We start from the raw sequence: 19,930 nt of genomic DNA, 5'->3' as shown, positions 1-19,930 counted from the left end.
TGTTTTGTTATGAAAAAAGCGGCTAATCATAGCTCAGCGCAACGCATTTGAGAATGCTGGATTTTTGGCACTGCCGCGAGCGTCCAGTTGGCAACGGCCATTTTCAGCAGTTCGTCAATACGCAGATCCTGCCATTCGTTGGTTACATTCTGGTTGAGAAATCGCAGCGCGTCGATCAAAACAGGACGCGGATCGCCGTCTGGCAGGGCCGGGGCGTGGTTCTGCTTTGACAATTTAAAGCCCTGCGCATTGACCGCCAGCGGCAGATGAATGTAGTCCGGTGCCGTCCAGCCAAACTGGTGATACAGCGATATTTGTCGCACGGTCGGCTCGACCAGATCCGCCCCGCGCACAATTTCCGTCACGCCCTGGAAACGATCGTCGACGACCACCGCCAGGTTATAGGCAAACAGGCCGTCACGGCGGTGAATAATAAAATCCTCACGCGCCAGACGTTCATCGGCATGAATCTCACCGGAGAGGAGATCGGTAAAGCGCGTCACCGGGGAGCGCTGCTTTATACGTACGGCGGCATTTTCCGGGGGAAGATTAAGCGTGCGGCAGTGGCCGTCATAGACCCCTCCCACGCTCTGGATACGCGCGCGGGTGCAGGTGCAGTTATATGAAAGCCCCCGATCGCGAAGCCAGGCCAGACGTTCCCGATAGGCATCGTGACGTTTTGACTGCCAGAGCACCTCGTCATCCCAGTGAAGACCGTAATGTTCCAGCTGACGCAGAATAGTGTCTGCAGCACCGGGAACTTCACGCGGGGGATCAATATCTTCAATGCGGACAAGCCATTTTCCCAGGCGGGCGCGAGCCTGCAGGTAGCTGCCGAGCGCGGCAATCAATGAGCCGAAGTGTAATTCACCGGAAGGAGATGGCGCGAAGCGCCCAATATAGTGTGATTCAGACATATCAACAGTAACAAGGCGGGAGAGACTCCCGCCTTTGGAGTGTGTAAACAGCGCTGGTATTAACCGGCCATCTGTTTTTCGCGGATTTCGGCCAGCGTTTTACAGTCGATGCACAGATCGGCGGTTGGACGCGCTTCCAGGCGACGAATACCGATTTCAACACCGCAGGATTCGCAGTAGCCAAAATCTTCGTCTTCGACTTTTTTCAGCGTTTTCTCGATCTTTTTGATCAGTTTGCGTTCGCGGTCACGGTTACGCAGTTCGAGGCTGAACTCTTCTTCCTGAGCGGCACGGTCTACCGGATCCGGGAAGTTGGCAGCTTCATCCTGCATATGAGTAACGGTGCGATCGACTTCATCCCTGAGTTGATTACGCCATGCTTCAAGAATACGCTTGAAGTGCGACAGCTGGGCTTCGTTCATATACTCTTCGCCCGGCTTCTCTTGATACGGCTCCACCCCAGCGATGGCGAGAATACTCAGGGACGATGTTTTACGGTTTTGCCCTTCTTGCATGTTGCTTCTCCTTAACACGCACTATCGATCCCCGTGTTGGGGGAAAAATCAGGTCGCTATAAATAGCAGATGCTTTTCCGTAAGGCAATTATCTAAACGTAACACTTGACAAGCCTGTGAGGAAAAGCGTATTTGCGCACGCGGCCAGAACACTTATTCGACAATCGTCTAATCCCTTACAAGACAATGGGAAGAGAGGATCTCAGAGTCATATTATCGGCAGAAAGTTCCGCTTTATAAGCGAAAACCTCTACCCCCTGCTTTTGTGCCTCATTCAACAATTGCGCGTATTTAGGATCAATATGGCGGGCAGGGGAGAAACGTTCAATGGCTGAATGCAACACCGCAAACAGCAATACGGCGCGTTTGCCCGCCGCCGCAACACTCATTAGCTCTCGCAGATGCTTCTGGCCACGCAGCGTTACCGCATCCGGGAAGTAGCCATTTTCCTGTTCCGCTAACGTCACTGATTTTACTTCAATATAGCACTCGGGCCTGTCTTCCGCCTGTAACATGAAGTCAATTCTGCTGCCTTCATCGCCATATTTCACTTCACTTTTATGCGTGCCATATCCCACCAGTTCGGGAATGGCGCCAAGGGTCAGCGCTTCCTTAACCAGCTGATTTGCGCGCTGGGTATTAACGCAAATAAATGCCCCGTTTTGGGTTTCGGTCACTTCCCAGGTATGGGCATATTTGCGTTTACTATTTTCTGAAGTGGAATACCAGACCCTGTCACCCGGCGTCGCACACCCCGTCATGGCGCCGGTATTGGGGCAGTGCAGGGTGAGCTGAACCCCTTCGGGGGTGATCACGTCGGCGAGGAAGCGTTTGTAGCGTTGGATAAGCGTAGCGTGTTGCAGGGGAGGACTAAACTTCATCAGAATTCCTTTCGGTGTTGCCCAGCGTCCAGCGCTGTAGCGGCGTATAGCGGGTGCGTCCCTGTGCAAAGACGGATTCGTAAAGCGCGAATGCGTTGACCGGAAAGGCCCAGTGAAAACCCGGCGGCGGGATAGCAACGGCCTGACCGGCATCGCGCAGCAGCGTGATATGTGGATGAAACGGCTGTGGGCTCTGATAACAGCCGCTGCGCGCCGCCTGGGCGCGCAGCATATTCGCCAGCTGCAATAATCCGCGCGGCGGCTGGCGCGTTCCCAGCCACACCACGCGCGAACGCGGCCACTGGCCCGCGTCGTCGAGGTGCAGCGTAAATTCCGGCTGGGCAATACGCCCGGCCATTGCGGCTAACGCCCGCTGTTTTTCGGCACTGACGTCGCCCAAAAAGGCCAGCGTCAGGTGCAGGTTGGCCGCCGCGACAGGGCGGCCCGCTTCCGGCGAAAAGCAATCGGCGCGCCAGCGAACAATTTGACGCTGTATGGTGGTGGGCAATTCAATGGCAAAAAACAGCCGTTTCGACTCAGGCATACGGAGGACTCGGTAATGATATGCGCCGATGCTACAATGTACGCCGACTAATGTTAACCCTCTGGAGCTGTTAGTGTCCTCATTGCCGGTCGCCGTCATTCTTCCTGAGCTTCTCGCTGCCTTACACCATTCCCCACAGGTTTTGCTGAATGCCCCTACGGGCGCGGGCAAGTCCACCTGGCTGCCGCTGCAGATTCTGAAAGACGGAAATATCCGCGGGAAAATTATCCTACTGGAGCCGCGCAGGCTGGCCGCGCGCAACGTGGCGCAGCGTCTGGCGGAGCTGCTGAATGAAAAACCGGGCGAAACGGTAGGTTACAGGATGCGTGCCGAGACCTGCGTTGGCCCGACAACGCGTCTTGAAGTGGTCACCGAGGGTATTCTCACCCGCATGCTGCAAAACGATCCGGAGCTGACCGGCGTCGGGCTGGTGATCCTCGATGAGTTCCACGAGCGCAGCCTGCAGGCGGATCTGGCCCTCGCGCTGTTGCTGGACGTGCAGCAGGGGCTACGCGACGATCTCAGGCTGCTTATTATGTCGGCCACGCTGGATAACGAGCGGCTACGACAGGCATTACCCGGTGCGCCGGTCATCAGCTCAGAAGGGCGGGCGTTTCCGGTTGAACGCCGCTATCAGCCGCTTCCCTCCCATCAGCGTTTTGACGAGGCCGTCGCCATTGCCACCGCTGAGCTGCTGCGCCAGGAGCCTGGTTCCCTGCTGCTGTTTTTGCCGGGCGTCGGTGAAATTCAGCGCGTGCAGGAGCAGCTTTCTACCCGCGTAGGCGCCGACGCGCTGCTTTGCCCGCTCTACGGCGCGTTGTCGCTGCAGGATCAGCGTAAAGCGATTGTTCCCGCACCGGCGGGGCAGCGCAAGGTGGTGCTGGCAACCAACATTGCTGAAACCAGTTTGACCATTGAAGGTATTCGCCTGGTGGTGGATAGCGCGCAGGAGCGGGTGGCAAGCTTTGACCCTCGTACCGGGCTGACTAAACTCCTGACGCAGCGCATCAGCCAGGCGTCGATGGTGCAGCGCGCGGGCCGTGCGGGGCGTCTTGAGCCGGGCATCTGCCTGCATTTGACCAGCGCGGAGCAGGCTGAACGCGCCGCACAGCAAAGCACGCCGGAAATTTTACAAAGCGATTTGTCTGGTCTGGTGATGGATCTGCTCCAGTGGGGCTGCCCGAACCCTGAGCAGCTCACCTGGCTTAATCCTCCTCCTGTCGTAAACCTCACCGCTGCGCGCACGTTGCTGACCCAGCTTGGCGCGCTGGAAGGCGAGCGTCTGACGGCGCGCGGCCAGAAAATGGCGGCGCTGGGCAACGATCCGCGTCTGGCCGCGATGCTGGTGGCCGCGCAAGGGGATGATGAAATTGCCACGGCGGCAAAACTGGCGGCTATTCTTGAGGAGCCGCCTCGCGGTGGCAGCAGCGATCTGGGGCAGGCGTTTTCGCGCAGCCAGGGGAACTGGCAGCAGCGGGCGCAGCAGCTGGGCAAACGCCTGAATAGCCGGGGAGGTGCGCCTGACAGCGATAAGATTGCCTTCCTGCTGGCCCAGGCTTTCCCGGACAGGATCGCGCGTCGGCGCGGGCTGGACGGTCGCTACCAGCTGGCAAACGGCATGGGAGCGATGCTGGATAGCGATGATGCGCTGACGCGTCACGAATGGCTGATCGCCCCGCTGTTGCTGCAGGGCAGCCATTCTCCGGATGCGCGTATCCTGCTGGCGATAGCCGTAGATATTGACGCCCTGACGCGTGCCTGTCCGCAGCTGCTTCAGCAATCTGATACCGTGGAATGGGATGACGCCCAGGGCACGCTGAAGGCCTTTCGTCGCAGCCAGATTGGCAAGTTGACGCTTGGGACGAAGCCGCTGGCGAAGCCGTCGGAAGACGAGCTTCATCAGGCGATGCTGAACGGAATTCGGGAAAAAGGGCTGAGCGCCCTGAACTGGACGCCGGAAGCGGAGCAGTACCGCATTCGTCTGCACTGCGCCGCGAAGTGGCTACCGGAATACGGTTGGCCTGCGGTGGATGACGAGACGCTGCTCGCTACGCTTGAGCGCTGGCTACTGCCGCAAATGAGCGGCGTACACTCTCTGCGAGCCCTTAAGGCGCTTGATGTTAAGACCGCGTTACAGAATTTACTGGACTGGTCATTACGTCAACGTCTGGATAGTGAACTGCCAGGGCATTACACTGTGCCGACCGGAAGCCGGATTGCCATCCGTTATCATGAGGATAATCCGCCGGCGCTGGCGGTTCGGATGCAGGAGATGTTTGGTGAAGCCACAACGCCGTCCATTGCGGAAGGGCGTGTGCCGTTAGTGCTTGAGCTGCTGTCGCCTGCGCATCGTCCATTACAAATCACCCGAGATTTGGGTGCGTTCTGGGCGGGAAGCTACCGTGAAGTGCAAAAAGAGATGAAGGGGCGATATCCCAAACATGTCTGGCCGGACGATCCGGCGAATACGGCGCCGACGCGGCGAACGAAGAAATATTCGTAGGTTAGGTGAAAGAGGGAGTGCGGCCTGATGCCCTCACCCCGGCCCTCTCCCACGGGGAGAGGGAGAAAACACTAAAGACTTTCCTGACAGGAAAGTCTTGCTGTTTATTTTGAGAGATTTCTTCTTTCACAGGCCTGTGAAAGAAAAGAAAATCTGGCCTTTGCGCCTGAAAGTTGCGGAGAAAAAGCATGGCGGGGAATGACCGCGAGCCAATAGGACGTAAGGGAAAACCAACGCGTCCGGCGAAAGAAAAGGTAAGCCGTCGTCGCCTCAGAGATGAGGACTATGACGATGACTATGAAGACGATTATGAGGATGAAGAACCGATGCCGCGTAATGGAAAAGGCAAAGGGCGTAAGCCTCGGGGCAAACGCGGCTGGTTCTGGCTGCTGCTGAAGCTGTTTATTGTTTTTGTCGTCCTGATGGCGATTTACGGCGTGTATCTGGATCAGAAGATCCGTAGCCGTATCGACGGTAAAGTCTGGCAGCTACCTGCGGCAGTGTATGGCCGTATGGTGAACCTTGAGCCAGATATGTCCATCACCAAGAACGAGATGGTCAAACTGCTGGAAGCCACCCAGTATCGTCAGGTGTCAAAAATGACGCGGCCTGGCGAATTTACCGTGCAGTCCAACAGCATTGAGATGATTCGTCGTCCGTTTGATTTCCCGGACAGCAAAGAGGGGCAGGTGCGCGCGCGTCTGACCTTTGACGGCGATCGTCTGGACACCATCGAGAACATGGATAACAACCGTCAGTTCGGTTTCTTCCGTCTCGATCCGCGTCTGATCACCATGCTTTCGTCAGCAAACGGCGAGCAGCGCCTGTTCGTGGCGCGTAACGGCTTCCCGGATCTGCTGGTTGATACGCTGCTGGCAACCGAAGACCGTCACTTCTACGAGCACGATGGCATCAGCCTCTACTCGATTGGCCGCGCGGTACTGGCTAACCTGACTGCCGGTCGCACCGTGCAGGGAGCGAGTACGCTGACCCAGCAGCTGGTGAAAAACCTGTTCCTCTCCAGCGAACGCTCTTACTGGCGTAAAGCGAACGAAGCCTACATGGCCGTGCTGATGGATGCGCGCTACAGCAAGGATCGTATCCTTGAGCTGTACATGAACGAGGTGTACCTTGGTCAGAGCGGCGATAACGAAATCCGCGGCTTCCCGCTGGCGAGTCTGTACTACTTTGGTCGCCCGGTAGAAGAGCTGAGCCTGGACCAGCAGGCGCTGCTGGTGGGCATGGTGAAAGGGGCGTCCATTTATAACCCGTGGCGTAACCCGAAACTGGCGCTGGAGCGTCGTAACCTCGTTCTGCGTCTGCTGCAACAGCAGCAGGTGATTGACCAGGAGCTGTACGACATGCTGAGCGCGCGTCCGCTGGGCGTTCAGCCGCGCGGCGGCGTGATTTCGCCTCAGCCTGCGTTTATGCAGCTGGTGCGTCAGGAGCTGCAAAGCAAGCTCGGTGATAAGGTCAAAGATCTCTCCGGCGTGAAGATCTTCACCACCTTTGACTCCGTGGCGCAGGATGCGGCCGAAAAAGCGGCGGTGGAAGGCATTCCGGCGCTGAAGAAACAGCGTAAGCTCTCCGATCTTGAAACCGCGATGGTGGTGGTTGACCGTAACACCGGCGAAGTGCGCGCGATGGTGGGCGGGGCCGAGCCGCAGTTTGCAGGCTACAACCGTGCGATGCAGGCGCGTCGCTCAATCGGCTCTCTGGCAAAACCGGCAACCTACCTCACAGCCCTGAGCCAGCCAAATCAGTATCGCCTGAATACCTGGATTGCGGATGCGCCGATCTCCCTGCGCCAGCCTAACGGCCAGGTCTGGTCACCGCAGAACGATGATAAACAGTTCAGCGGCCAGGTCATGCTGGTGGATGCGTTGACCCGTTCCATGAACGTGCCAACGGTGAACCTGGGCATGTCGCTGGGACTGCCGGCGATTGTCGATACCTGGCAAAAACTGGGCGTGGCGAAAGATCAGCTGCACCCGGTGCCGGCGATGATCCTCGGCGCGCTTAACCTGACGCCGATCGAAGTGGCGCAGGCGTTCCAGACCATTGCCAGCGGGGGCAACCGCGCGCCGCTGTCTGCCCTGCGCTCAGTGATTGCCGAAGATGGTTCCGTGCTGTATCAGAGCTTCCCGCAGGCGGAGCGTGCCGTTCCTGCTCAGGCCGCCTATATGACGCTGTGGACGATGCAGCAGGTCGTGCAGCGCGGTACCGGCCGTCAGCTGGGCGCGAAGTATCCGGGTCTGCATCTGGCGGGTAAAACCGGGACCACCAACAACAACGTCGATACCTGGTTCGCCGGTATTGATGGCCGTGAAGTGGTGATCACCTGGGTAGGCCGCGACAACAACCAGCCGACCAAGCTGTACGGCGCGAGCGGGGCGATGTCGATTTACCAGCGCTATCTGGCGAATCAGTCTCCTGTGCCGCTGAATCTGGTTGCGCCGGAAGATATCGTCGATATGGGCGTGGACAGTTCCGGTAACTTCGTCTGCGGCGGCGGAATGCGTACGCTGCCTGTCTGGACCGCAAACCCGGACTCGCTGTGCCAGCAAAGCCAGCCAGAACAGCCAACGGGTAACCCGTTCGACCAGTCTTCTCAGCCACAGCAGCCGCAGCAGCAACAGCCGCAGCAGCAGAATGAGAAGAAAGACAGCGACGGTGTCGCGGGCTGGATTAAAGACATGTTCGGCGGTAACTAAGCTTTTAAAGCCCTCTTCCCTGGAAGGGGGCTTTTTTTACCCGTAAACCTCATTTCGTTAACCCTCGCTTTAACTCTGATTAACCCTTCGTTTTCTCTTGATGATTTCTTAAACCCTTAATTCTCATAGGGCCGCTTACTGCTTGCTATGCAACCAGCGTTTCGCATATTATTCTGGCGCTCATAATAATAATTCTCGTTTACGTTATCATTCACTTTCACATCAGAGATTCAACATGGCGCTTTCCAATACTGCTCAGCCAATGAACACGTCGCTGCGTAAGCTCGCGGTCGTCGTCGCCACAGCGGTTGCCGGCATGTCTGCTTATGCTCACGCGGCCGAAACCCCGAAAAAAGAAGAAACCATTACGGTTACCGCAGCACCTGCGGCACAGGAAAGTGCCTGGGGGCCTGCTGCGACCATCGCCGCACGGCAATCCGCGACCGGAACCAAAACGGATACCCCTATTCAAAAGGTTCCACAGTCTATTTCTGTGGTCACGGCCGAAGAGATGGCGCTGCATCAGCCGCGCTCGGTGAAAGAAGCCCTGAGCTACACGCCGGGCGTTGCGGTAGGCACGCGCGGCGCGTCTAACACCTATGACTATTTGATCATCCGCGGCTTCGCGGCCGATGGCCAGACGCAGAATAACTACCTCGACGGCATGAAAATGCAGGGGAACTTCTATAACGACGCGGTGATTGATCCTTATATGCTGGAGCGCGCCGAGATCATGCGCGGTCCGGTTTCCGTTCTGTACGGCAAAAGCAGCCCGGGCGGTTTGCTGAACATGGTCAGTAAGCGCCCAACAACCGAGCCGCTGAAAGAGATCCAGTTCAAAGTCGGCACGGATAGCCTGTTCCAGACCGGGTTTGACTTTAGCGATGCGATCGACGACGACGGCGTTTACTCTTATCGCTTAACGGGCGTTGCGCGTTCTAATAACGCCCAGCAGGAGCGTGCGGAAGAGCAGCGTTACGCCATCGCGCCATCGTTCTCATGGCGTCCGGATGATAAAACCACCTTCACGTTCCTCTCCTACTTCCAGAACGAGCCTGAAACGGGCTACTACGGCTGGTTGCCAAAAGAGGGAACGGTTGAGCCGCTGCCGAACGGCGATCGTCTGCCGACGAACTTCAACGAAGGCGCGAAGAACAATACCTATTCCCGTAACCAGAAAATGGTGGGATACAGCTTCGACCACGAGTTCAACGATACCTTTACCGTGCGTCAGAACCTGCGCTTTGCCGAGAACAAAACCTCGCAAAACAGCGTATATGGCTATGGCGTCTGTACCGATCCGGCAAACAGCGGCAACAAACAGTGTGCCGCGCTAGCGCCATCGGACAAAGGCCATTATCTGGCGCGTAAATACGTTGTCGATAACGAAAAGCTGCAGAACTTTACCGTTGATACCCAGCTGCAGAGCAAATTCTCAACCGGCGAGGTGGACCACGTCCTGCTGACCGGCGTTGACTTTATGCGCATGCGAAATGACATCAACTCCTGGTTTGGTTACGACGACTCTGTTCCGCTGCTGGATCTCTACAATCCGGTAAACGGCGATTTTGATTTCGGCTCAAAAGATCCCGCGACCTCCGGCCCATATCAGATCCTCAACCGTCAGAAGCAGACGGGGCTGTACGTTCAGGATCAGGCGCAGTGGGATAAAGTGCTGGTAACCCTGGGCGGCCGTTATGACTGGGCCGATCAGGAATCCTACAACCGCGTGACGAACACCACCTCCAAACGTGATGATACCCAGTTCACCTGGCGCGGTGGCGTTAACTATCTGTTTGATAACGGCGTAACTCCGTACTTTAGCTACAGCGAATCGTTTGAACCGGCTTCGCAGACCGATGCCCAGGGCAAACTGTTCTCGCCGTCTAAAGGCAAACAGTACGAAGCGGGCGTGAAATACGTGCCGAACGATCGTCCGATCGTCGTCACCGGTGCGTTGTACCAGCTGACCAAAACCAACAACCTGATGGCGGACCCGGCGGGCTCCTTCTTCTCGGTTCAGGGCGGTGAAATCCGCGCGCGTGGCGTAGAACTGGAAGCGAAAGCGGCCCTCTCTGCGAGCGTCAACCTGGTGGGGTCTTATACTTACACCGATGCGGAATACACCACGGACACCACCTACAAAGGCAACACGCCTGCTCAGGTGCCAAAACACATGGCATCGTTGTGGGGCGATTACACTCTGTTTGACGGTGCGCTGTCGGGTCTGACGCTGGGTACCGGCGTGCGTTACACGGGCTCAAGCTATGGCGATCCGGCGAACTCCTTCAAGGTGGGCAGCTACACCGTAGTCGATGCGCTGGTCAGATACGATCTGGCACGCGTTGGCATGGCTGGCTCAAACGTGGCGCTGCACGTAAACAACCTGTTCGATCGTGAGTACGTTGCCAGCTGCTTCAATACCTACGGCTGCTTCTGGGGTGCTGAACGTCAGGTTGTTGCCACCGCGACCTTCCGCTTCTAATCTCTCTTCGGGCACGGTTCGCCGTGCCCTTTTTATTTAAGTTGGCTGATATGCAGGATATTCAAACGCAACCCGACACCACCTTTACGCTCAACCATCTCTCCTTTCGCGTACCCGGGCGCACGCTGCTGCATCCGCTCTCTCTGACGTTTCCGGCCGGTAAAGTGACGGGCCTGATTGGTCATAACGGTTCCGGTAAATCCACGCTTCTCAAGATGCTGGGGCGCCATCAGCCGCCTTCAGAAGGCGATATTCTGCTGGATGACCAACCGCTGGAGAGCTGGAGCAGTAAAGCCTTTGCCCGCAAAGTGGCCTATCTGCCGCAGCAGCTGCCGCAGGCGGAAGGGATGACGGTGCGCGAGCTGGTGGCGATTGGGCGTTATCCGTGGCACGGTGCGCTTGGGCGCTTCGGCGTCGCCGACAGAGAGAAGGTGGAAGAGGCGATTGCGCTGGTCGGGCTAAAACCGCTGGCGCACCGTCTGGTGGATAGCCTGTCCGGCGGCGAACGTCAGCGCGCGTGGATCGCGATGCTGGTGGCGCAGGACAGCCGCTGTCTGCTGCTGGATGAACCGACCTCTGCGCTGGATATCGCCCATCAGGTCGACGTCCTGGCGCTGGTGCATCGCCTGAGCCAGCAACGTGGCCTGACGGTCATTGCGGTCCTGCACGATATCAACATGGCCGCGCGCTATTGTGACTACCTCGTCGCGCTGCGCGGGGGCGAGATGATTGCCCAGGGGACACCGGCAGAGCTGATGCGCAGCGAAACGCTGGAACATATTTACGGTATTCCGATGGGTATTCTGCCTCACCCGGCCGGGGCTGCACCGGTGAGCTTTGTCTACTGATGCTGAATAACACACGCATTAGCCGCCGTCGCCTGCTGACGGCGATGGCGCTCTCGCCGCTGCTGTTAAAAATGAATACGGCGCGTGCCGCCGCCGTCGATCCGCACCGTATTGTGGCCCTGGAGTGGCTGCCGGTCGAACTGATGATGGCGCTCGGCGTCACGCCCTATGGCGTGGCGGACATTCCTAACTATAACCTCTGGGTGAACGAGCCAAAGCTGCCGGACTCGGTAATCGACGTCGGTCTGCGAACGGAGCCAAACCTTGAGCTGCTGACCCAGATGAAACCCTCGTTCCTGTTCTGGTCAGCGGGCTACGGCCCGTCAGAGGAGACAATGGCGCGCATTGCGCCGGGACGTGGATTTGCTTTCAGCGACGGTAAAAAACCGCTGGCCGTGGCGAAAAACTCGATTAACGAGATGGCGCATTTCCTCAACCGCGAAGCGGAGGCCAAAAAGCATCTCGACGAATTTGATGCCCTGATCGACTCCCTGAAGCCGCGCTTTGCTCACCGGGGCGATCGTCCGCTGCTGATGGTGACGCTGCTGGACGCCCGCCATATGCTGGTCTTCGGTAAAAACTGTCTGTTCCAGGAGGTGCTGGACAGCTTCGGTATTCGCAACGCCTGGGAAGGGGAGATGACCTTCTGGGGCAGTACCGCCGTGGGTATCGACCGCCTGGCGGCGTTTCGCGATGTGGACGTGCTCTGTTTCGATCACGGTAACGAACGCGACATGCAAACCCTGATGGCGACCCCGCTCTGGCAGGCGATGCCGTTTGTGCGCGAGAAGCGCTTCCAGCGCGCCCCGGCGGTCTGGTTCTACGGTGCGACGCTGTCGGCCATGCATTTTGCCCGCGTGCTGGATAACGCCCTGGGAGATAAAGCATGAGTACGCGTATCGCCCGCTTCCCGGCGCTGCTGTTATCCCTGCTTTTTCTGGTTGCGCTGGTATTAACCGGGTTCAACCTCTCCGCGGCCTTACCGCGCGCGCAGTGGGGGGCCGCTCTGGCCTCGCCGGATATCGACAATATTCAGCAGATGCTGTTCCACTACAGCCTGCTGCCGCGTCTGGCGATCTCCCTTTTGGTCGGGGCCGGCTTAGGGCTGGTAGGCGTGCTGTTCCAGCAGGTTTTACGTAACCCGCTGGCAGAGCCAACCACGCTCGGCGTCGCGACCGGCGCGCAGCTTGGGATCACTATCACCACGCTGTGGGCGCTGCCGGGAGCGTTAACCTCGCAGTTTGCGGCACTCGCGGGAGCGTGCGTGGTGGGCGCGCTGGTCTTTGGCGTGGCCTGGGGCAAGCGCCTTTCTCCTGTGACGCTTATTCTGGCCGGGCTGGTGGTGAGCCTGTACTGCGGGGCGATTAACCAGCTGCTGGTGCTGTTCCATCACGATCGGCTGCAAAGCATGTTCCTGTGGAGTACCGGCACGCTCACCCAGACCGACTGGAGCGTTGTAGAGCACCTCTGGCCGCAGCTGGCTGGCGGCGTCGTGCTGACGCTGCTGCTCCTGCGCCCCCTGACGCTCATGGGGCTGGATGATGGCGTGGCGCGTAACCTGGGGCTGGCGCTGTCGCTGGCTCGTCTGGCGGCGCTGACGCTGGCGATTGTATTGAGTGCCCTGCTGGTCAACGCGGTTGGCATCATCGGGTTTATCGGCCTGTTTGCGCCGCTGCTGGCGAAAATGCTCGGGGCGCGTCGCCTGCTGGCGCGTCTGATGCTGGCGCCGCTGATTGGAGCGCTGATCCTCTGGCTTTCCGATCAGCTTATTCTCTGGCTGGCGCAGGTCTGGAGGGAAGTGTCCACCGGCTCTGTGACCGCGCTTATCGGGGCGCCGCTGCTGCTGTGGCTGCTGCCGCGCCTGCGCAGCATGAGCGCACCGGCGATGGACGCCGGCGATAAAGTCTACGCTGAACGTCAGTCGGTGCTGTGGTTTAGCCTTGCCGGTCTGGCGGTGCTGATTATCGCCTCGTTCGCGGCGCTCTCATTCGGACGCGATGCCATGTGCTGGCACTGGGCAACGGGTGATTTACTCAATGAACTGGTGCAATGGCGCTGGCCGCGTATCTTCGCTGCGCTGATCGCAGGGGTGATGCTGGCGGTGGCGGGGTGCATTATTCAGCGTCTGACCGGCAACCCGATGGCAAGCCCTGAAGTGCTCGGGATCAGCTCTGGCGCCGCCTTTGGCGTGGTGCTGATGCTGTTCTTTGTGCCGGGGAATGCGTTTGGCTGGCTGATGCCAGCCGGCAGTATCGGTGCGGCAGTCACGCTGATTATTATCCTGATTGCCGCCGGTCGCGGCGGGTTTTCACCGCACCGCATGCTGCTGGCCGGGATGGCGCTCAGCACCGCATTTACCATGCTGCTGATGATGCTGCAGGCCAGCGGCGATCCGCGTATGGCGAAGATCCTGACCTGGATTTCCGGCTCAACCTACAACGCCACCGGCAGCCAGGTGGTCTGGTCCGGGATCGCGATGCTCGTGCTGCTGGCGATGGTGCCGCTGTGCCGCCGCTGGATGACCATTCTGCCGCTCGGCGGCGAAACCGCGCGTGCGGTGGGAATGGCGCTGACGCCAGCGCGCGTGGCCCTGCTGCTGCTGGCGGCGTGCCTGACGGCTGTGGCAACCCTGACGATTGGACCGCTGAGTTTTGTCGGATTAATGGCGCCGCACATTGCCAGAATGATGGGATTCCGGCGGACGATGCCGCATATCGTCATGTCGGCCCTGACGGGCGGGGTGATGCTGGTGTTCGCGGACTGGTGCGGAAGAATGGTGCTGTTCCCGTATCAGATCCCGGCGGGTCTGCTGTCGACCTTTATCGGTGCGCCGTACTTTATTTATCTGTTGAGAAAGCAGAGTCGGTAATAAAAGTAAACGGCAATCCTTTGATTGCCGTTTTAGTGTTTGCTCCCTCTCCTCGTGGGAGAGGGTTGGGGTGAGGGCATCAAGCCGCACATCTTACAGCTTCGCAAACACCTTGCGCGCCGCGTCGATGGTGTTGTTGATATCATCTTCGCTGTGCGCCACGGACATAAAGCCCGCTTCGAACGCGGACGGCGCCAGGTACACGCCTTCGTCCAGCATCAGGTGGAAGAAGCGCTTGAAGCGTTCAACGTCGCACTTCACCACGTCCTGATAGCAGGTCACGGTTTTCGCATCGGTGAAGAAAATCCCGAACATGCCGCCCACGTGGTTAACCACCAGCGGAATACCCGCTTCTTCTGCCGCTTCCAGCAGACCGTTTGCCAGCTGCGAGGTCAGGTCGGTCAGGGTTTCGTGAATACCCGGCTGTGCCACTTCGGTCAGGCAGGCAAAGCCCGCCGCCATGGCGATAGGGTTACCGGAAAGCGTGCCCGCCTGGTAAACCGGGCCGGTTGGCGCCAGGGCTTCCATCACGTCCTTACGACCACCGAATGCGCCGACCGGCATGCCGCCGCCGATGATTTTGCCGAGGCAGGTCAGGTCCGGCACGACGTCGTAGTAAGACTGTGCCCCCGCCAGCGCCACGCGGAAGCCGGTCATGACTTCATCGATGATCAGCAGCGCGCCGAACTCGTCGCACAGGGCGCGCAGGCCCGGCAGGAAGTCAGGCTGCGGTGGGATACAGTTCATGTTGCCGGCAACCGGCTCAACGATGATGCAGGCGATCTCCTGCGGATACTGCTCGAACGCCGCGCGAACGGTAGCAAGATCGTTGTAGGTGCAGGTCAGGGTGTGCTTCGCGAAATCTGCCGGTACGCCAGGCGAGTTCGGCTGGCCGAGCGTCAGCGCGCCGGAACCGGCCTTCACCAGCAGACAGTCGGCGTGACCGTGGTAACAGCCTTCAAACTTGATGATTTTATCGCGACCGGTAAAACCGCGCGCCAGGCGGATGGCGCTCATGGTGGCTTCGGTACCGGAGTTCACCATACGCACCATGTCCATGGTAGGCACCAGTTCGGTCACCAGCTCCGCCATTTTCACTTCCATTTCGGTTGGCGCACCGAAGCTCAGGCCGCGCTGGGCGGCTTCAATTACCGCGTTACGAATGGCCGGATGGTTGTGCCCCAGCACCATCGGCCCCCAGGAACCCACATAATCGATATAGGCTTTGCCATCGACATCATACAGATACGCGCCGTCAGCACGTTCGATAAACAGCGGCGTACCGCCCACGCCGGTGAAGGCGCGCACAGGTGAGTTCACGCCACCCGGAATAAGCTCGCGGGCTGCACTGTAGAGGTTTTCAGACTTGCTCATGGCGTCGTTCCTGGTTCGAATAAAATGGTTAAGCCCACTATTCTATGTGATTCGGGGAAGGTTATGAAATTTTTAGCCGGGCAATGCTTTAAGATTTGTTAAGTAATTTTCAGGAGACGGTAGGGCCGTCTCTGGTAAAATCCTCGCGGCTTTTTGTGTGACAAATAAGAACAGGACATGAAATCAGATTCTCCGTCTTTTGAAGAACAACAGTTTACGCGCGCCCAGCACCGAATCAGCATTCGGCGGCTGCTCAATCGCGATAAAACGCCGCTGGCGATCCTGCTGGCCGCTGCCGTGGTGGGCACTCTCGCGGGCCTGGTTGGCGTAGCGTTTGAAAAAGCGGTTAATGCCGTACTCAACTGGCGAGTGGGCACCGTGGCCGGTTTCGCCGACAGCGAATGGCTGGTCTGGGTGTGGGCATTCGGGCTGTCCGCGCTGTTTGCCATGGTGGGGTATTTTCTGGTGCGTAAATTCGCGCCGGAAGCGGGGGGATCGGGCATCCCGGAAATTGAAGGCGCGCTGGAGGAGCTGCGTCCGGTACGCTGGTGGCGGGTGATTCCGGTTAAGTTCATCGGCGGCATGGGGACTCTGGGCGCGGGAATGGTGCTTGGACGGGAAGGACCCACGGTACAGCTGGGGGGGAACGTCGGCCGCATGGTGGGCGATCTGTTTCGGATGCGAAGCGCCGAAGCGCGCCATACGCTGCTGGCAACCGGCGCGGCGGCGGGACTTTCCGCCGCGTTTAACGCGCCGCTGGCGGGCATTTTATTCATTATCGAAGAGATGCGCGCGCAGTTCCGCTACAACCTGATCTCAATTAAAGCGGTATTCACCGGCGTCATTATGTCGAGCATCGTGTTTCGCATCTTTAATGGCGAGGGAGCGGTCATTGAGGTGGGTAAACTGACCAACGCGCCGGTCAACACCCTGTGGCTTTACCTGATCCTCGGCATGATTTTTGGCGTGGTGGGGCCGCTGTTTAACACCTTTATCCTGCGCGCTCAAGATATGTTCCAGCGCATTCACGGCGGGAACACCACGAAATGGGTGCTGATGGGCGGTCTGCTGGGCGGAATGTGTGGCGTACTCGGGTTTATCGAGCCGAATGCCGCAGGCGGCGGGTTCGGGCTGATTCCCATTGCGGCGGCGGGGAATTTCAGCGTGGGTCTGCTGCTGTTTATGTTTATCTCACGGGTTATCACGACGGTACTGTGCTTCTCTTCCGGCGCGCCCGGGGGAATTTTTGCCCCGATGCTGGCGCTGGGTACGCTGCTCGGGACCGCGTTTGGTATGGCGGCTGAAGTGGGCTTTCCCGCCTATCACCTTGAAGCCGGGACCTTTGCGGTGGCCGGAATGGGGGCGCTGCTGGCCGCGTCCCTGCGTGCGCCCTTGACCGGGATCGTGCTGGTGCTGGAAATGACGGACAATTACCAGCTCATTTTGCCAATGATCATCACCTGTCTCGGCGCGACACTATTAGCCCAGTTCCTGGGTGGAAAACCGCTATACTCCACCATCCTCGCGCGTACCCTGGCGAAACAAGAGGCTGAACGGGCCGCCATGCAGAATACTTGAATGAATTACCAGGGTATTAGATAATGAGACAAAGAATTGGGTGAATTTTACCCAATAGCAGTATTCATGGGAGCATAAGATGAGTGATGACGTAGTAGCTGTACCGCTCGAATTTACCGAAGCAGCAGCCAACAAAGTGAAAGTCCTGATTGCCGACGAAGACAATCCGGATCTGAAACTGCGTGTTTATATTACCGGTGGCGGCTGCAGCGGCTTCCAGTATGGTTTTACCTTTGACGATCAGGTTAACGATGGCGATATGACTATCGAGAAACAGGGCGTCGCGCTGGTGGTTGACCCGATGAGCCTGCAATATCTGGTGGGTGGTTCGGTGGATTACACCGAGGGTCTGGAAGGTTCGCGCTTTGTGGTCACGAACCCGAATGCGACAAGCACCTGCGGGTGTGGATCTTCGTTCAGCATCTAAGAGAGTGCGGGCTGATGCCGTTACTCCGTCCCTCTCCCACAGGGAGAGGGAGAAAAGACTAAAAACGGTAACCTTGCGGTTACCGTTTTGCTTTTACCTGCCATTATCATCCAGCGCAAACGTCGGCAGCTTCAGGTGCCAGCGTATCGCCGCTAAGCGTATCACCAGCGTCACGACCATCCCCAGCATCGCGGCATTTTCCAGCGGGAGGGCAAAGGTGTAGTACGCGGTAGCGTGAACAATCCCGCCCACAATGCAGGCCGTTGCGTAAATTTCAGTACGCAGGATCATCGGCACTTCACGCGCCAGAATGTCGCGAATGATCCCACCGCCCACGCCGGTTAATACGCCCATGCAGATTGCCACCATCGGACCGGTACCGGCATTAAACGCCTTGTTGACGCCAATACCGACAAACACGGCCAGACCCACGGCATCCAGTACCGGCAATATCCACTTGGGTAAGCGGCGGGGCTGGCGAACCAGCACAATGGTCAACAGGCAGGTGACCATCGCGACCACCAGATCGGTAGGATCTTTCACCCAAAACACCGGGCCATTTGCCAGCGCCATATCGCGGATAGTCCCGCCGCCGACGGCGGTCACGACGCCCAGCACCAGCACGCCAAACGGATCCATGCGTAGTTTTCCGGCGAGCAGAACGCCGGAGATAGCAAAAACGGCTGTGCCAAGAATATCCAGCCAATAAACGAGCATCGTTAAATCCTCGAAAAGGGTCTTATGTTAGTGACTCTCTGCCAGCGCGGCACAGAGCTGTTTTGCGGCGAGGATAATACGCGGGCTGGCGCGTTCAAACCAGTCGCTGTTGAGCGGGATCACCGGAATTTTTAGCTGCTTTTGCCAGAATTGTTCAATTTTAGGAATCTCGCTCGCATTTCCGACCACGACGATGGCCTGCGGCTGGCGCGCCAGCACCTGTTCGCGGCTCACCTGAGGCCACGGCACCCGGCTGGCAGCAAAGATATTTTCACCGCCACAGACTTCCAGCACCTGGTTCTGAATCGACCCTTTTCCGGTGGTGAACAGCGGCTGGCTGCCAAACTGCAGGAAGATGCGTTTTTTAAAAGGGGTATCGTATCGGGATTTCAGCGCGGCATAGTCGCTCAGCATCTGTTTCGCCGCAGCCTCGGCTTTTTTGGGCGTAGGGCTGTAGGGTGCCAGGGCGCGTAGCGCCTGAGCGACCTGCTCAATGCTGACGGCATCAATCCACATCACCTTTATGCCAAGCGAGGTGAGCTGGTTGACCTGCCGCTCGGCGTTGCCGCCGCGCCAGGCCAGCACGAGATCCGGTTTAAGCGCCACGATGCGCTCAAGGTTCATCCCCTGCCAGGTTGCCACCTGTTCAATACCCGCGGCTTGCGGTGGGTAATCCGAAAAGCTACTCACGCCAACGGGCGTGATCCCGGCGGCAAACGCCAGTTCCGTATTTGCGGGAGAGAGGGTAATCACGCGCGGTAACGCATAGAGCCACAGCGGTGCGAGAAGAAGCAGGGCGGCCAGCGCCCTGACGGTATGTTTAGCCACGTGCCAGATTCTGCACCAGGCGCTCCACCATCACGGTGGACTGTTTTGCCGCAACGGTCAGGAACTCGTCGAAGCTGATGTGGGACTGCTGGTCTGCCACGTCAGAGATGGCGCGAACCACCACGAACGGTACGCTGAAGTTATGGCAAACGTGAGCGATCGCGGTCGCTTCCATCTCAACGGCAACCGCCTGAGGGAAGTTATGACGGATTTTCGCCAGCCCAACGGAGCCGTTGATGAAGGCATCACCGCTGACAATCAGACCGCGTACCGCGTTGAGGTTGAGTTCTGCGATGCAGGTCTCTGCCGCCGCAATCAGCTTGTCGTCAGCTTTAAAACCAGCAGGGCAGCCCGGGAGCTGGCCGTACTCGTAACCGAACGCGGTGACGTCGGCATCGTGGTAACGCGCTTCGTCGGAGACAACGATATCGCCCACTTTCAGCGTCGGCGCCAGGCCGCCCGCAGAGCCGGTATTCACGATCACGTCCGGCTTGCAGCGCTCAAGCAGCAGGGTTGCACCCAGCGCAGCAGCCACTTTACCGATGCCTGATTTCAGCAGAGCCACGTCAACACCGTTCAGCTGGCCGGTATAGATCTCACAACCTCCCAGAGAGAGGGTCTGACGGTTCTCAATTTTGTCACGCAGCAGCGTAACTTCTTCTTCCATTGCACCAATAATGCCGATTTTCATAGATTTACTCGCGATGTGCCTTGTTAAGATGCATAGTCT

16 protein-coding genes are annotated in these 19,930 nt (G+C 58.4%); 8 read left to right on the top strand and 8 right to left on the bottom strand.

Annotated elements, in window-relative coordinates; translation table 11 throughout:
• Positions 1 to 26: 26 nt before the first annotated feature.
• The 4 genes from gluQRS to thpR all read right to left on the bottom strand — a co-directional run bounded on the left by gluQRS (position 27) and on the right by thpR (position 2,857).
• Entirely contained in the window at positions 27 to 917 is an 891-nt protein-coding gene (gene gluQRS, locus SPH27_RS10710) for a tRNA glutamyl-Q(34) synthetase GluQRS (RefSeq protein ID WP_048978995.1), read from the bottom strand.
• Between the two features lie 59 nt (positions 918 to 976).
• Entirely contained in the window at positions 977 to 1,432 is a 456-nt protein-coding gene (gene dksA, locus SPH27_RS10705) for an RNA polymerase-binding protein DksA (RefSeq protein ID WP_001155232.1), read from the bottom strand.
• Between the two features lie 176 nt (positions 1,433 to 1,608).
• Positions 1,609 to 2,313 carry a DNA/RNA nuclease SfsA gene (sfsA, locus tag SPH27_RS10700; protein ID WP_039260626.1) on the bottom strand — a complete coding sequence of 235 codons (705 nt, stop codon included), beginning with the start codon at positions 2,311 to 2,313 and terminating at the stop codon, positions 1,609 to 1,611.
• Entirely contained in the window at positions 2,303 to 2,857 is a 555-nt protein-coding gene (gene thpR / locus SPH27_RS10695; protein ID WP_033144659.1) for an RNA 2',3'-cyclic phosphodiesterase, read from the bottom strand. Before thpR ends, sfsA begins: the two co-directional genes overlap by 11 nt.
• Positions 2,858 to 2,930: 73 nt before the next feature.
• Here thpR and hrpB point away from each other — a divergent pair, with 73 nt between their 5' ends.
• The 6 genes from hrpB (at position 2,931) to fhuB (ending at position 14,276) form a co-directional block, all read left to right on the top strand.
• Positions 2,931 to 5,360 (top strand): ATP-dependent helicase HrpB, encoded by a 2,430-nt coding sequence (hrpB, locus tag SPH27_RS10690; protein WP_182071462.1) that lies wholly within the window; start codon positions 2,931 to 2,933, stop codon positions 5,358 to 5,360.
• A gap of 188 nt (positions 5,361 to 5,548) precedes the next feature.
• Positions 5,549 to 8,074, top strand: a complete 2,526-nt coding sequence (mrcB, locus tag SPH27_RS10685; RefSeq protein WP_033144661.1) for a bifunctional glycosyl transferase/transpeptidase — start codon at positions 5,549 to 5,551, stop codon at positions 8,072 to 8,074.
• A gap of 235 nt (positions 8,075 to 8,309) precedes the next feature.
• Positions 8,310 to 10,559, top strand: coding sequence for a ferrichrome porin FhuA (gene fhuA / locus SPH27_RS10680; protein ID WP_087823359.1), 2,250 nt, complete (start codon positions 8,310 to 8,312; stop codon positions 10,557 to 10,559).
• A 50-nt stretch (positions 10,560 to 10,609) separates the two neighbouring features.
• On the top strand, positions 10,610 to 11,407 hold the full coding sequence (gene fhuC / locus SPH27_RS10675; protein ID WP_033144663.1) for a Fe3+-hydroxamate ABC transporter ATP-binding protein FhuC: 798 nt from the start codon (positions 10,610 to 10,612) through the stop codon (positions 11,405 to 11,407).
• Positions 11,407 to 12,297: a Fe(3+)-hydroxamate ABC transporter substrate-binding protein FhuD gene (gene fhuD / locus SPH27_RS10670; RefSeq protein WP_182071461.1), complete on the top strand. Its 891-nt coding sequence runs from the start codon at positions 11,407 to 11,409 to the stop codon at positions 12,295 to 12,297. Before fhuC ends, fhuD begins: the two co-directional genes overlap by 1 nt.
• The gene (gene fhuB, locus SPH27_RS10665; RefSeq protein ID WP_182071460.1) at positions 12,294 to 14,276 is read left to right on the top strand and encodes a Fe(3+)-hydroxamate ABC transporter permease FhuB; all 1,983 of its coding nucleotides are present in this window, start codon (positions 12,294 to 12,296) and stop codon (positions 14,274 to 14,276) included. Before fhuD ends, fhuB begins: the two co-directional genes overlap by 4 nt.
• Before the next feature lie 93 nt (positions 14,277 to 14,369).
• Here fhuB and hemL read toward each other — a convergent pair whose 3' ends face one another.
• On the bottom strand, positions 14,370 to 15,650 hold the full coding sequence (gene hemL / locus SPH27_RS10660; RefSeq protein WP_096150673.1) for a glutamate-1-semialdehyde 2,1-aminomutase: 1,281 nt from the start codon (positions 15,648 to 15,650) through the stop codon (positions 14,370 to 14,372).
• 177 nt (positions 15,651 to 15,827) lie between these two features.
• Between hemL and clcA the strand changes: the two genes are divergently transcribed.
• Positions 15,828 to 17,228, top strand: a complete 1,401-nt coding sequence (gene clcA, locus SPH27_RS10655) for a H(+)/Cl(-) exchange transporter ClcA (protein WP_182071458.1) — start codon at positions 15,828 to 15,830, stop codon at positions 17,226 to 17,228.
• A gap of 79 nt (positions 17,229 to 17,307) precedes the next feature.
• The gene (erpA, locus tag SPH27_RS10650; protein ID WP_023310446.1) at positions 17,308 to 17,655 is read left to right on the top strand and encodes an iron-sulfur cluster insertion protein ErpA; all 348 of its coding nucleotides are present in this window, start codon (positions 17,308 to 17,310) and stop codon (positions 17,653 to 17,655) included.
• 93 nt (positions 17,656 to 17,748) lie between these two features.
• Here the strand turns inward: erpA and SPH27_RS10645 are convergent, their stop codons facing one another.
• Genes SPH27_RS10645 through mtnN form a run of 3 tightly spaced genes read right to left on the bottom strand, consistent with a single transcriptional unit; the run spans position 17,749 to position 19,891 of the window.
• A complete protein-coding gene (locus SPH27_RS10645) occupies positions 17,749 to 18,372 on the bottom strand; it encodes a TRIC cation channel family protein (protein WP_023310447.1) in 624 nt (207 codons plus the stop codon).
• 27 nt (positions 18,373 to 18,399) lie between these two features.
• Positions 18,400 to 19,200 carry a vitamin B12 ABC transporter substrate-binding protein BtuF gene (gene btuF / locus SPH27_RS10640; RefSeq protein ID WP_182071457.1) on the bottom strand — a complete coding sequence of 267 codons (801 nt, stop codon included), beginning with the start codon at positions 19,198 to 19,200 and terminating at the stop codon, positions 18,400 to 18,402.
• Complete coding sequence (mtnN, locus tag SPH27_RS10635) at positions 19,193 to 19,891, bottom strand: 5'-methylthioadenosine/S-adenosylhomocysteine nucleosidase (protein WP_014882620.1); 699 nt, start codon at positions 19,889 to 19,891, stop codon at positions 19,193 to 19,195. The genes btuF and mtnN overlap by 8 nt, the downstream gene beginning before the upstream one ends.
• Between the last annotated feature and the right edge of the window lie 39 nt (positions 19,892 to 19,930).

The sequence above is a fragment of the Enterobacter sp. A103 genome (genome assembly GCF_034427535.1).
Lineage (GTDB): Bacteria > Pseudomonadota > Gammaproteobacteria > Enterobacterales > Enterobacteriaceae > Enterobacter > Enterobacter asburiae_B.
Note: the sequence above shows the minus strand (reverse complement) of the source record. Positions and strands in the feature narration are given on the sequence as shown.

Coding starts and splice junctions, on each gene's coding strand:
- gluQRS (WP_048978995.1), bottom strand. CDS start 917: ATGTCTGAATCACACTATATTGGGCGCTTCGCGCCATCTCCTTCCGGT.
- fhuD (WP_182071461.1), top strand. CDS start 11,407: ATGCTGAATAACACACGCATTAGCCGCCGTCGCCTGCTGACGGCGATG.
- mrcB (WP_033144661.1), top strand. CDS start 5,549: ATGGCGGGGAATGACCGCGAGCCAATAGGACGTAAGGGAAAACCAACG.
- fhuB (WP_182071460.1), top strand. CDS start 12,294: ATGAGTACGCGTATCGCCCGCTTCCCGGCGCTGCTGTTATCCCTGCTT.
- fhuC (WP_033144663.1), top strand. CDS start 10,610: ATGCAGGATATTCAAACGCAACCCGACACCACCTTTACGCTCAACCAT.
- fhuA (WP_087823359.1), top strand. CDS start 8,310: ATGGCGCTTTCCAATACTGCTCAGCCAATGAACACGTCGCTGCGTAAG.
- mtnN (WP_014882620.1), bottom strand. CDS start 19,891: ATGAAAATCGGCATTATTGGTGCAATGGAAGAAGAAGTTACGCTGCTG.
- sfsA (WP_039260626.1), bottom strand. CDS start 2,313: ATGAAGTTTAGTCCTCCCCTGCAACACGCTACGCTTATCCAACGCTAC.
- hemL (WP_096150673.1), bottom strand. CDS start 15,650: ATGAGCAAGTCTGAAAACCTCTACAGTGCAGCCCGCGAGCTTATTCCG.
- erpA (WP_023310446.1), top strand. CDS start 17,308: ATGAGTGATGACGTAGTAGCTGTACCGCTCGAATTTACCGAAGCAGCA.
- SPH27_RS10645 (WP_023310447.1), bottom strand. CDS start 18,372: ATGCTCGTTTATTGGCTGGATATTCTTGGCACAGCCGTTTTTGCTATC.
- dksA (WP_001155232.1), bottom strand. CDS start 1,432: ATGCAAGAAGGGCAAAACCGTAAAACATCGTCCCTGAGTATTCTCGCC.
- thpR (WP_033144659.1), bottom strand. CDS start 2,857: ATGCCTGAGTCGAAACGGCTGTTTTTTGCCATTGAATTGCCCACCACC.
- clcA (WP_182071458.1), top strand. CDS start 15,828: ATGAAATCAGATTCTCCGTCTTTTGAAGAACAACAGTTTACGCGCGCC.